The following is a 12,432-nucleotide window of genomic DNA, read 5'->3' on the forward strand; positions in this document are numbered from 1 at the left end:
GCGCTGTCCCCCGACACGGAATGCGAGTATGGCCGGCACCTCCATTGACCTCAACGCCGACCTCGGCGAAGGCTATGGGCCGTGGCCGCTGACCGACGACGCCGGTTTGATGTCGGTGATCAGCAGCGCCAACATGGCCTGCGGTTTTCACGCCGGCGACGCAAACCACATGGCGTCGGTGTGCGCGCTCGCGGTCGAGCACGGCGTCTCGCTGGGCGCCCACCCCGGCTACGACGACAAACCGTATTTCGGCCGCCGGCCGTTGAGCCTGCCGCTGGCCGATATCACCCGCATGGTGGCCTACCAGATCGGCGCGGCGCAGGCGATGGCGGCGCTGGCCGGGACCCGCATTCGCTATGTCAAGGTGCACGGCGCTCTCTCGAACCAGTCGGCCGAGAACCCCGCGCTGGCTGCCGCGCTGGCCGACGCCATCGCTGGCGTGGACCGCGAGCTCGTGTGGTTGGTCATCAGTGGCAGCGCCCACATTGACGCCGCCGAGAAGCAGTCGCTGAGCTACCGCCAGGAGGCGTTCATCGACCGCGCCTACGCCGCCAACGGGCAACTCGCGCCCCGGAGCCAAGCCGGCAGCGTGCACACGGATGTCGATGTGATGCTGCGCCAGGTCGAGCAGATCGTGACCGCCGGCACGGTGACAACCATCGACGGCGAGACCCTGCCGCTCGCCGCCGACAGCCTGTGCCTGCACGGCGACGGGGTGCACGCATTGGAAACCGCGCAGCGGGTGCGCGCCCACATCGAGCAGCTCGGGGTGGCGGTCGCACCCTTCTGTTAGCGGCCTCTGCGCGCAACGTGCAATCCCGAGCGTCGCTGCCCGGCGAGCCCGCGCTGCAACCGCCTGAATGCCCGCGCCGGCGCGCAGCGGAGTCGGGCACCGGCGGACTTATGCACCGCGCCGTGGTGGACCGTCGAACGGGATTTGTATGTGGTGCGCGGAGTTCGGCAAAATGCCCCCCAGTCCGTTGCGACGCAGGGCGCGCTGCCGTTCGCCGAGACCATGCTTGCCTCGACGCTCGCCTTGATCGCTCTGTGTCGCTCGCACAGTGGTTGCCTGGCGTCCTCGGCGGGCACTGACCACCAAGCGATGACCTGTGCAATGACCCCTCCCACCTCACTGGACGCCCGACCGGACTGGCGAGCCGTGCCCCTCGGCGACGGGGCATTGCACATCGAATTCGGCCGCACCGCCAAACCGGCGTTTCAGCACCGAGCACGCGCCTTGTCGCGCGCGCTCGGCGAGGCCGACCTGCCCGGCCTGCTCGACCACTTGCCGAGCTACGCAGCGGTGTTGGTGCGCTACGACCCTGACCGCCTGGCGCACGGTGACCTGCTCGCCGCCGTGGCGGAACTGATCAGCCGTGCCGACACCGGCACGACCGCGGGCACGGCCTGGCGCGTACCCGTCTGCTACGACCCTGCCGTCGCCGAGGACATCGGCGAGGCGGCAGACGTCCTCGGCATCAGTGTCGACGCGCTCGTGCGCGCCCACACAGGCACCCGCTTCGAGATTGCACTCTACGGTTTCGCCCCGGGGTGGGCCTACCTCGCCGGCTGCCCCGACAGCCTGAACCTGCCGCGGCGTGAGAAACCGCGCCCACCGACGCCGGACGACGCGGTGATGATCGCCGGGGGTCAGGCCATGATCACCGCCCGCGCGATGCCCACCGGCTGGTATGTCATCGGTCGCATCGCGCAGCCGACACTGCAGCTCGAGGCAGACCCACCGGTGTGTTTCGACGTCGGCGACAGCGTGCAATTCGACGCCGTGGGCCTCGATGACTGGCGCGCGCTCTACGCCCGCGCTTGCGCCGGTGAACGTGTGGCGACCCCGCTGTGAGCCTGCACATCGTCCAGGCCGGGCCGCTCACGACGCTGCAGGACCTCGGGCGGACCGGCTATCTGCGCTACGGCATCAACCAGGCCGGTGTCATGGACGCGGTCGCCGCCGCCGCTGTCTGGCGCCTGCTCGGCCACGCACCGGGCGAGACGCCCCTGATCGAAATACCACTCGGCGGACTGAGCGTGTCGGTCGACAACCCGACCACCGTCGCGGTAACCAGCCCCGGCTTCCGCGTCAGCCTGGACGGTGAGGCTTGCGGTGCGAGCGCCAGGCTCACACTGCAGCCCAATCAGGTACTTGATATCAAGCCCGGCCCCAACGGCCGCTTCGCGTATTTCGGCGCACACGCCGACTGGTCCGTGGCACCCGTGCTCGGCGCCTACGCCACACACCTGCGCTCCGGTGTGGGGCCACATGGGCCGCTGAGCGCCGGCGATCGATTCGAACTGCGCCCCCACGCGCCACTGGCCGAACGCCGCTCACTGCCCCCGCTGGACCACGGTGCACCGGAGCTGCGCGTGCTGCCGGGGCCACAGCTGGATTACTTTCCCGACGAGGCGGTGGCACGGTTCTACAGCCAGACCTGGACTGTCGGGCCGGCCAGTGACCGCATGGCGACCTCGCTGGTCGGCGACGCACTCACCCACCGTGGCAGCCACGACATCCTCTCCGACGGCATCGCGTTTGGCGCTGTCCAGGTGCCCGGCAGCGGTCAGCCCTTTGTGCTCATGGCTGACCGCGGCACCACCGGAGGCTACCCGAAGATCGCCACCGTGATCAGCGTCGACCTGCCGCGGGTCGCGCAGGCCCGGACCGGCGACACGCTGCGCTTCGTCCCGTGCTCCCTGGACGAGGCTGCGCACCTGCGCACAGCGCAGGCCGCCGCACTCGCGGATTGGCTTCGCACACCGGGCGCGCTCGACGGGACGCGCCTGCTCTCTGCAAACCTCATCAGCGGCGTGGTGTCTGCCACCCGGACGCCGTGACAGCGCACGCTCAGACGTAGCTCACGACCTCCACCTCGAGGCCATTGGGCAGTTTGAAGTAGAACCGCCGCCCGGGCTCGTAGTCGGCATGGCTGTGCGGCTCGAGCCCGGCCGCGACTACCCGCGCTTCGACGGTGTCCAGCGCCTCCACCGTCACGCTGACGTGGTTTAACCCACGGGCCGTGTTGTACGAATCCACCGCATCCGCTGCGTCCCCTGCCGGCGTGTACAGCGCGATGTAGCTCGACGGGCCACCCACGTGCATCGAGAAGCCGCTGTAGATCGAGTCGCCCTGCCACCGGACCTGCCAGTCGAACAGCTCACACAGGAGGGATGCCGTGCTCTCGATGTCCGGCACGGTCACGTTCAGGTGTTCGAGTACGGCAGGTTGCATGTCGGTGCTCCTTGAGTCAGTGTGGCGACAGTCTACGATCTAAAGTCAACTTGAGATCAAGCCCCGCATGAAAGAACCGCATCTGGCCATTGGCCAGCTCGCCAAACGCAGCGGCGTCGCGGTCTCCGCGATTCGGTACTACGCCGACGCCGGCCTGCTCCAGGCCCGCCGCAGCACCGGCGGCACGCGCCTGTTCCCGCGCTCCAACCTGCGGCGGCTGGGGTTCATCCGCATCACGCAACAACTGGGCTACAGCCTGGAGACCATCGGGGCTCTGCTGCGCCACCTGCCAGACGAACGCACGCCGACACAGGCTGACTGGCGGCGGCTGGCGCAGCGCATACGGCATGATCTCGACGCCCGCATCGCCACGCTGGAACGCACCCGCGACGCGCTCGACGGCTGCATTGGCTGTGGCTGCCTCTCGCTGAAACGCTGCCACCTCTACAACCCTGACGACCGGGCGGCGAGCGGCGGCGCGGGTCCGCGGTACGTGCTGCCCGATGACGGCTGAAGCGACGCGCCGATACACCGCACGCCGTCGTCATGACGTGCGGGCGCGCACGGTACAGCCTTGAAAAAAGGCGCTACAATGCGCGGTTTGCGCCGTCCGGCGCCTGCTGACGGCACAGCCCGTGCAGTCTGCCGGTAGCGGCGTGTGCGGGTCGACCCGCCGCCCCCTAGCGACACGTTTCAAGTTGAGGACCTCATGAGCACCCTGATTTTTGGCCACAAGTCACCGGACACCGATTCCACCGGGTCGCCGATCGTGTGGAGCTGGTACCTCAACGAAGTCAAGGGGATCGCCGCCGAGCCGCGGCTGCTCGGTGAACCGAACACCGAGGCCGCATTCGTGCTCAAGCGCTGGGGCTTCGAGCAACCCGAGATCATTGACGACATCGACACCGACGCCGACTGCGTCATCGTCGACACCAACAACCCGGCCGAATTGCCGGCCAACATCAACAACGCCAACGTCACGGCGATCATCGACCACCACAAGCTGGTCGGCGGACTCGAAACCCGCGGTCCGATCGACATCACGGTGCGGCCGCTGGCTTGCACCGCAACGATCATGATCGATCTGATGGGCGACGACGCCGCGCGCATGCCCGACCCGATCAAGGGCGCGGCCCTGTCGTGCATCCTCTCCGACACGCTCGCGTTTCGCAGCCCGACCACCACCGACCACGACATCGCCGTCAGCCGACAACTGGCCGACGACCTCGGCGTCGACATCACGGCCTACAGCGACGAGATGTTCGCGGCCAAATCGGACGTCTCGCGCTTCTCGGACGCCGAGCTCCTGCGCATGGACTCGAAGGAATACAGCGTGGGCGGCACCGCGTTCCGCGTCTCCGTGCTCGAGACCACCTCACCCGACACGGTCCTCACGCGCAAGGCGAGCCTGATGCAGAGCATGGCAACGGTCGCGGCCGAGGACGGTGCGGACCAGGTGCTGTTGTTCGTGATCGACATCCTCAAGGAAGAAGCCACCCTGCTGGTGCCCAACGACACCGTCAAGGCGGTGGCCGAGAAATCCTTCAACGCGAGCGTCGACGGCGACACCGTGGTCCTGCCCGGCATCATGAGCCGCAAGAAGCAGATCATCCCGAGCCTGAGCGTCTGAGCCGACGCGCACGCTGAGTGCGCGGCATGGCATCGCACGACTTGTCGGCCTCGCGCACCGCGGCGTGCGTGCTGACGGCGATGTTCATCCTCGGCATCGCCGACAACCTGATCCGCCTGATCGCGGCCGACATCGGCCTGCACCAATTCCACCTCCTGCGCTCGCTGCTGGCCGGCTGCGGTCTGCTTGCGTTCGCACGCTGGCGTGGGCTGCCGCTCGGGTGGCAACGCGGCGCGCCAGTCGTGTGGCGCGGCGTGCTGGTCGGCCTCGCGATGTACCTCTATTTCGCGTCACTCGCCTTCCTGCCGATCGGCACCGTGGTCGCGGGCCTCTTCACCGCACCGGTCTTTGTCGTCCTGATCAGCAGACTCGGGTTCAAGCACCCCCTCCGGCGCCGCCACGTGGTCGCTGTCGCACTCGGCTTCGCCGGCATGGCCTGCATCACGCTGCCTGGCGGTGGTGAGGCCAGTGCCATTCTGACCCTGCCGGTGCTGGCCGGCTTCTTCTACGCCTGCGCCAATGTCATTGCCCGGGAGTACTGCCCTGACGAATCCACCGTGGTGCTCTCGATTGCGGTATTCACCGCGCTCGGCGCCCTTGGGGCCGTGGCGTTGGTGGGGATCGCCGTCCTGTCACCGGCGTTGCCGGCATCGGCGCCAGCGTTCGTGACGCTCGGTTGGCAACCACTGACTCTGCAGGCAGCCGGGCTGACTGCCTTCCATGCCCTGTGTGCCAGTCTTGCAATCGGTCTCCTGACCTTCGCTTACCAGCACGGGCTGCCCACGCGCGTCGCGGTCCTCGAGTACACCCTGCTGGTGTTCGCCTCCGCCTTTGCCTGGTTGTTCTGGCGCGAGTGGCCGAGCGCACTCGCCGTGACGGGCATGGCACTCATCGCCCTGTCGGGTTGGCTGATTTCCCGCCCGGGCCAGACGCCGCAACGCGGTTGAGTCGGGCCGACGCGCTGTGTGCAGCTTCAGGTCGGCGGTGCGGGCCAGGCGGACACCACGTTGTCGACGTGCGCCTCGGTGTCGAGCGCTGATGCCACCAACGACACAGCCGCACGCACCTGGTCGTTACGCGACCGACCGGCGTCGAGCGCCGCCTGCAGCGTGGACCGGGCCGGGTCGGCGACCCCGACACCCTGCGCGATGTCGGCCGCGCTTTGTGCAACCCAGGCAGCCAGTGCCCGGTAGCACGCCGGGCTTGGCAGGCCCCGCGCAGCGCGCTCAAGCAGCACCGGTGCCACACGGACACCGAGCTTGATACTGCTGTCGACGGCGATCTGCGCCAGCGCGTGGCGCAACGCCGGGTTCGCGTAGCGTGTTTTCAATGCACTGCAGTAGGCCACCACCCCGTCGGCCGCAGTCCCCACGAGGGTGTCAACGGCCTCGGCCATCAGGTCGTCGACTGCGGCCTCGACCACCGGGTCGGCGATGGCTTCGTGGACGTACGTGTGTCCTCGCCAGCGGCCAAGGTGCGCCATCAGCGTGTGCGTGCCGTTCAGCAACCGCAGTTTGCGCTGCTCGAACGGCGCCACGTCGTCGACCCACTGCACCCCGACGGCGCCCCAGTCGGGCACCGTGCCAACGGTGCGGCGCTCGATGACCCACTCACTGAAGCGCTCGGTTTCCACCGCCGCCCGACTCGGGCCCGAGGCCTGCGCCTCGCACTCCGCCTCGAGCGCCGGAGTGGTCGCTGGCGTGATGCGGTCCACCATGCTGTCCGGAAACGCCGCGATCGAAGCCAACGGCACCTCGATGCCGGCGAGCGCACAGAAGCGGGCCACAGCCCGCTGCAGTTTCCGCCCGTTGCCGGGCAGGTTGTCACAGCTGAACACGGTGATCGCCGGGGCTCGCTGCGCCACCCGACGCGCCAGCCCGCGTGCGAGGTACCCGACCAGCGTGCGAGGTGACGCGTTCTGCAGGTCGTGCTGCACGTCCGGGTGCTGTGTGTCGAGCTCGCCCTCGGCGTCGAGGGTGTAGCCTTTCTCGGTCACCGTGATGGTGACGCAGGCGGTGTCCACAGCTGCGACGGCGTCGAGCACCGCCTCCGGGGACTCCGGCGCGACCAGCACACCGCGCAACACACCGAGGGTCTCGTAGTGGGCACCACGGTGGTCCTTGATCGCGAGTGTGTAACGCCAGCCCTGCGCGGCGAGCGCATCGCGCACCGACGCCGAGCGCAACGACACCCCGAGAATCGACCACGTTCCGGGCGCGTGGGCGGTGTACCAGGCCTGGTGCGCACGGTGAAAGTTGCCAAGCCCGAGGTGCAGCACCGTGGTCACGCGGCGCGCTCCGCGTCGATTGCCTGCATCACCGGGCCCAGGCAGTAGGCGTCCACCGCCAGGTCCACTGACAGCCGACGTGCCAGCACCTCGGCGTCCGTGCGGCCAAAGTGGCCGCGCGCCACTTGCCCGGCGAGGTGGTTCGCGACGCAACGGCGCCACAGGTCATGCCGTGCCGGGATGGAGAGAAAGGCCCGCGTGTCGTCGTTGAAGCCGGCGAGGTTGCCGTACCCGGCGGTCTCGACGACCTGATCGAAAAACCGCGCGATGCCGTTCGGGCTGTCGTGGAACCACCACGGCGGTCCGAGGCGAAGCGCGGGCCAGTGCCCAGCCATCGGCGCGAGTTCCCGAGCATAGGCTGACTCGTCAAGGCTGAACGCGATCAAGCGCATCGACGGGTCGTTGCCAACCACGTTGAGCAGCGCGTCCAGGCCGCCGACCCAGTCGGCACGGTGCGGAATGTCCGCGCCCATGTCGGGCCCGTAAGCCTCAGCGAGTGCGCGGTTGGTCGAGCGGGTGGCGCCGACGTGCAGCTGCATGACCAGGCCATCGTCGCGCGACATCAGGGCGAGTTCGACCAGCATGTGGCCGTACAGCTCACGCCGCTGTGCAACCGAAGCCTGCCCGGCACGCACCCGACTGAACAGCCGATTCGCCTGTTCCTCGGCCAGCCACTGTGTGTGCAAGTGCGGCACGTCGTGGTCGGTCGCGGTCGCGCCGTGGGCCAGGAAGTGGGCACGCCGCGCCCGCAGCGCATCGCACCAGCTGCGGATGTCGATGATGGCGAGGTCAGTCAGCGATTCGAGGGCAGCGAGGTCGGTATCGAAACGGGGGTGTTCGGGGTTGACCACCGAGTCCGGCCGGAAGGTCGGCACCATGCGCCAGCCCCGTGTCTCGGCGGCGACGCGCGCGTGGGCCGCCAAGTCGTCGAGCGCACCGTCGGTGGTGGCCAGCACGCGCACGTCCATCTGCTCGATCAGGGCCCGCGGTCGCAACGCGGGGGTCTGCAACGCGGCGTCGATCCGGTCGTAGACCGTGTCCGCTGTCTCGTCGTTCAGGGCACCGTCGTAGCCAAATTGTGTTCGCAGTGTGTGACCGATCCAGAGCCCGCTCGGGGTGCCGAGAAAGTGGTGCCAATGACTGGCAAAGCGCCGAAACACGGTGCGCGGGTCACTCTCGGCGCCAGGACCGATGCCGAGTGCACCGAGCGACACACCGTGGCTGTAGAGCAGCCGGAACACGTAGTGATCCGGCGTCACCAGCAGTGCCGCCGGGTCACTGAAGGGGGAATCTCCGGCAAACCAGTGCGGGTCACAGTGCCCGTGAGGCGACACGATGGGCAAGTCGGCCACGGTTTCGTACAACGCGGTCGCGCCGGTGTCGAGCGCCAAGACAGGGGTCGCCATTGCATTATCCTGGTGTTGCCAGAGCGGCAAACGGGCCGCTAGCATAGCAGTTCCCAGATGCACGAATTCAGTGAGGCCCCGATGCAACAGACCTGGCGTTGGTTCGGCCCGGACACCGACCCGGTGCACGTTCAACACATGCTGCAGGCCGGCGTCGAGGCGGTGGTCACCGCGCTCTATGACGTGCCCAACGGCGAGGTGTGGACCGAACCGGCCATCCGCGCCCGTCAGGCGGCACTGCAGCAGCGCACGGACGGTGGCGAGGGCGGGCTCGCCTGGTCGGTGGTCGAGAGCCTGCCGGTGTCGGATGCGATCAAGCGCAAGGCCGCCGACTTCAGCCGACACGCAGCGAACTACCGCACCAGCCTCGAGAACCTGCACGCCTGCGGCATCGACACGGTCTGCTACAACCTCATGCCGGTGCTCGACTGGACCCGCACGTCGCTGCGCAAACGCCTGCCACACGGCGGCACGACGATGGCCTTCGACCTCGTCGAGTTCGCGGTGTTCGACATCCACCTGCTGGCCCGCGAAGGAGCCGCAGACGACTTCGACGACGCCACCGTCGCCGCAGCCGACGCGCGCCTGTCCACGCTCTCCGAAGAGGACAAACAGACCCTGATCAACAACGTCGTCGCCGGCCTGCCGGGTGCCAACGATCAACTCAGCCTCGGCGAGGTGCGTGACATGCTCGCGGCCTGGCAGTGCGTTGACGCCGCAACACTGCGGGCCAACGCCACCGATTTTCTCGCCGAGGTGGTGCCCACCGCCGAGCGGCTCGGCATGCGCCTGTGTTGCCACCCGGACGACCCCCCGTTCGCCCTGCTCGGGCTGCCGCGTATCCTCTCGACCGAAGCAGACTACCGCTGGCTTGTCGACGCCGTGCCGTCGGCCGCCAACGGCATCACCTTCTGCACTGGCTCACTCGGGGTGAGCCCGGGCTTCGACCCGGTGGGTTTTGTCGAACGCCTGGGATCGCACATCCACTTCGTGCACCTGCGCACCACGCGTCGCGACGGCCCGGTCGGTGGCGGCAAGGTCTCGTTCTTCGAGGATGAGCACCTCGCCGGTGACACCGACCTCGTGGCCACCCTCGGCGCCTTGCTGGACGAGGAAGCCCGCCGGCGCGCGGCAGGGCGAGACGATCACACGATCCCGTTCCGCCCGGACCACGGCCACGACCTGCTGGACGACCTCGGCCGCGATGGTATGCCGGGCTACCCACTGATCGGCCGGCTGCGCGGCCTCGCCGAGCTCCGCGGCGCGATGGCCGCGTTCACGCACTCGCGCGCCTCGATCTAAGCAGCCACGGGCTCCGACGCGCCAGCCTGGATCGGCAAGCGAATCGTGAAGGTCGTGCCACGCCCAAGCTCGCTGTCGACGCTGATCTCGCCGCCGTGGTCGGTGACGATACCGTAGACGATGGCCAGCCCGAGACCGGTACCCTGCCCGACCGGTTTGGTCGTGAAGAAGGGTTCAAACAGCTTGTCGAGGTGCGCCTGCTCGATGCCCGTGCCGGTGTCGGCGATGGCGATTGACACGGCATCCCCCTGGTGTTCGGTGGTCACCGTGATCGCGCCCCGCTCCTCGATGGCGTGACTCGCGTTGACGATCAGGTTGAGTACAACCTGGTTCAACTGCCCCGCGTTGCAGTGAACCGCGGGTATGTCCGCGAGCGACGTGATCACCTCGCACTTGTATTTCAGTTCGTTGGCCGCGACCTTCAGCGCCGAGTCGACGCAGGCGTTGACATCAACCCACTCGCGCTCGGTGCTGTCGGCGTGCGAGAAGTTCTTCATGCCCTGGACGATCTCGCGCACGCGCTTGGCGCCCTCGATCGAATCACTCAACAACGAGCGGATATCGTCGTTGACGAAGTCGAAGTCCTCGTCGTCCTCCAGTGTGGCAATGTCGGCGGCCAGCGCGGCGCGCGCGTCGGCGTCGTCGAGCTGCGCCAACTCGGCGTAGCGCGCGATCAGGCCCTGGTAGAGCACAATGTAATCTCGCAGGGTCTCGAGGTTGCTGTTGATGAAGCCGACCGGGTTGTTGATCTCGTGCGCCACACCCGCAGCCAGCTGACCTACCGACGCCATCTTCTCGGACTGCAGCAACTGCGCTTGCGCCGACTTGATCGTCTCGTAAGCGTCTGACAACTCGTCGTTTTTTTCCTGCAATGACAGCGTGCGCCGCGCGACCCGGTCCTCCAGGGTGCGGTTGAGCTCCTCGAGCTCGCGGTCGTACTGGTCGCGCCGTTTGCGCGTCTCGCGCAGGTTGCCGACCATCGCGTTGAACGCCACCGCCACGTCCGCGACCTCGTCACGGCCCCGCACCGGCACGTCGACTTCCAGCTCACCTTCGGAAATCTGCTGCGCGCCGCGGTGCAGCGCCTTGAGCTGGTGCGTCAGATAGGTGCCGAGGAAAAACGAGAACAACGCCACAAGACCCATCTCGGCAAGCGCGATTGACCCCGCCAGCTTGCGCGCCTCGGCCAGAGCCACAGCGATGCTGTCGGTGCTCAGCCCGAGTTGGACCTGGCCGTAGGTCACACCGCCCTCTTCAATGGCGGCAGACTGGTCGAACACGCCGTCGGTGACGCCCTCGAGTGTGGCGTCGCTCTCGAACGGGCGCGTCAGGGCCTCGGCGTCGCCCGCTTCGGCAAACACCGAGCCGTCCGACCCAACCACGCGCGCGTACACCATCCCCGGGTTTTTCAGGGCCTCGAGCGTAAACGCGTCCAAGGAGGCCAGGTCGAAAGACAGCACCGCGTCCTTGGTGGTCGTCGCAAACAACGCAGACGCGGTTTCCGCGCGCTGGATCAGCGCTTGCTCGCTGTCACTTCGCATGAAATTCAGCACGGTGGTGACCAGCAGTGCCAGCAGCACCGCCTCGATCGCGGCCACCCCCAGGATGGTTTTGAGCCTCAACGACACACAGTCACCCCGCTACTCCAGTGATGGACTGGTACGTCAACCGCGGGCACGCGCCACCCGGTGCGGGTTGACGCGTGCGCGCTGTGGACACCTATTGGACGAGATCAGCGAGCAGCTCGATGCCGAGCCCGCGCACGTCGTTCCAATCGGCGTTGACGGCCGTCTGCATGCCCGTGAAATTGATGGACTTGAGCAAGGCCTGACCTTTGGGGTCGCTGTTCATGTCGAGCATCGCCTGCGCGATGTCATCGACCACCGCTTGCGGCACGCGTGGGTGCGCCGCGAAGGCGTGCGGTGTGTAGGTCTTGGTTGTCCACAGCACCTTGAGTTGGTCGCGCACGGCCTGATCGGTGTTGTTGAACGTGCGCATCACACCACCGCCGGCCGGGAACAGGCCCCGGGCAACACCAAGGTACACCGAGTCGTGAGACGACACGTACTGAGGCGTGAAGTCGATCGCTTCCGAGCGCAAGTGGGAACGCGGCAGCACGCTCGCGGCGAAGGCGGCAGGCGACGGAAAGGCCAGCTTCTCGCCCTCGAGCTCCTCGAGCTCGGTGACAGGACTGTCTTTGCGCACGATCATGATGCCCTTGATGCGCTTGTCTTGCTGCCGTGCAAAGGCCTCGTAGCCAGGTGACGCGCTGAACACGGTGTAGTGGTACGGGTTCATGTACGCGAGATCGTATTGCCCCTCTGACAAACGCTGCTCGAATGTCGGAATGTCCTTGGCGGTGGTGAACCGGACATCGTGTCCTGTCTTCTCACTGAGATAGACGACGATCGGCGTCCACAAGCGCGCCAGCTTGCTGGCGGACTGTTGCGGTACAACGCTGAACGTGACGGTCTCGGCCTTGATCACACCTGACAGCGTGAGACACAAGGCAGCAGCAACGAAAGGGGTTTTCTTCACAGGCAATGGCTCCGATGGTTTGACCCGACCC

The 12,432-nt window shown here is 67.5% G+C and carries 12 protein-coding genes; 7 read left to right on the plus strand and 5 right to left on the minus strand.

Annotated elements, in window-relative coordinates; genetic code table 11:
* The first annotated feature begins 28 nt into the window (after positions 1–28).
* From AAGA11_07265 to AAGA11_07275, 3 genes are all read left to right on the plus strand, one after another.
* Complete coding sequence (locus AAGA11_07265) at positions 29–793, plus strand: 5-oxoprolinase subunit PxpA (protein ID MEM9602645.1); 765 nt, start codon at positions 29–31, stop codon at positions 791–793.
* Positions 794–1,114: 321 nt separating this feature from the next.
* Positions 1,115–1,855 carry a carboxyltransferase domain-containing protein gene (locus tag AAGA11_07270; GenBank protein ID MEM9602646.1) on the plus strand — a complete coding sequence of 247 codons (741 nt, stop codon included), beginning with the start codon at positions 1,115–1,117 and terminating at the stop codon, positions 1,853–1,855.
* Entirely contained in the window at positions 1,852–2,844 is a 993-nt protein-coding gene (locus AAGA11_07275; GenBank protein MEM9602647.1) for a biotin-dependent carboxyltransferase family protein, read from the plus strand. The genes AAGA11_07270 and AAGA11_07275 overlap by 4 nt, the downstream gene beginning before the upstream one ends.
* 10 nt (positions 2,845–2,854) lie before the next feature.
* On the opposite strand, the gene AAGA11_07280 is transcribed toward AAGA11_07275, so the two are convergent.
* On the minus strand, positions 2,855–3,238 hold the full coding sequence (locus AAGA11_07280; protein MEM9602648.1) for a VOC family protein: 384 nt from the start codon (positions 3,236–3,238) through the stop codon (positions 2,855–2,857).
* A 67-nt stretch (positions 3,239–3,305) separates the two neighbouring features.
* On the opposite strand from AAGA11_07280, the gene soxR reads away from it, so the two are divergent.
* The 3 genes from soxR to AAGA11_07295 all read left to right on the plus strand — a co-directional run bounded on the left by soxR (position 3,306) and on the right by AAGA11_07295 (position 5,815).
* Positions 3,306–3,752: a redox-sensitive transcriptional activator SoxR gene (gene soxR, locus AAGA11_07285; protein MEM9602649.1), complete on the plus strand. Its 447-nt coding sequence runs from the start codon at positions 3,306–3,308 to the stop codon at positions 3,750–3,752.
* A 195-nt stretch (positions 3,753–3,947) separates the two neighbouring features.
* Positions 3,948–4,868 carry a manganese-dependent inorganic pyrophosphatase gene (locus AAGA11_07290; GenBank protein ID MEM9602650.1) on the plus strand — a complete coding sequence of 307 codons (921 nt, stop codon included), beginning with the start codon at positions 3,948–3,950 and terminating at the stop codon, positions 4,866–4,868.
* 26 nt (positions 4,869–4,894) lie between these two features.
* Positions 4,895–5,815 carry a DMT family transporter gene (locus tag AAGA11_07295; protein MEM9602651.1) on the plus strand — a complete coding sequence of 307 codons (921 nt, stop codon included), beginning with the start codon at positions 4,895–4,897 and terminating at the stop codon, positions 5,813–5,815.
* A 26-nt stretch (positions 5,816–5,841) separates the two neighbouring features.
* Here the strand turns inward: AAGA11_07295 and AAGA11_07300 are convergent, their stop codons facing one another.
* Both AAGA11_07300 and uxaC read right to left on the minus strand, forming a co-directional pair.
* Positions 5,842–7,155, minus strand: coding sequence for a mannitol dehydrogenase family protein (locus tag AAGA11_07300; GenBank protein ID MEM9602652.1), 1,314 nt, complete (start codon positions 7,153–7,155; stop codon positions 5,842–5,844).
* Complete coding sequence (gene uxaC / locus AAGA11_07305) at positions 7,152–8,561, minus strand: glucuronate isomerase (protein ID MEM9602653.1); 1,410 nt, start codon at positions 8,559–8,561, stop codon at positions 7,152–7,154. The genes AAGA11_07300 and uxaC overlap by 4 nt, the downstream gene beginning before the upstream one ends.
* 57 nt (positions 8,562–8,618) lie before the next feature.
* Here uxaC and uxuA point away from each other — a divergent pair, with 57 nt between their 5' ends.
* Positions 8,619–9,863 carry a mannonate dehydratase gene (gene uxuA, locus AAGA11_07310; protein MEM9602654.1) on the plus strand — a complete coding sequence of 415 codons (1,245 nt, stop codon included), beginning with the start codon at positions 8,619–8,621 and terminating at the stop codon, positions 9,861–9,863.
* Here the strand turns inward: uxuA and AAGA11_07315 are convergent.
* Together AAGA11_07315 and AAGA11_07320 are read right to left on the minus strand one after the other, a co-directional pair.
* Complete coding sequence (locus AAGA11_07315; protein ID MEM9602655.1) at positions 9,860–11,491, minus strand: ATP-binding protein; 1,632 nt, start codon at positions 11,489–11,491, stop codon at positions 9,860–9,862. The two genes, uxuA and AAGA11_07315, sit on opposite strands and share 4 nt — an antisense overlap.
* Before the next feature lie 91 nt (positions 11,492–11,582).
* The gene (locus tag AAGA11_07320; GenBank protein MEM9602656.1) at positions 11,583–12,401 is read right to left on the minus strand and encodes a phosphate/phosphite/phosphonate ABC transporter substrate-binding protein; all 819 of its coding nucleotides are present in this window, start codon (positions 12,399–12,401) and stop codon (positions 11,583–11,585) included.
* Positions 12,402–12,432 lie beyond the last annotated feature (31 nt).

Source organism: Pseudomonadota bacterium (assembly GCA_039196715.1).
GTDB lineage: Bacteria > Pseudomonadota > Gammaproteobacteria > CALCKW01 > CALCKW01 > CALCKW01.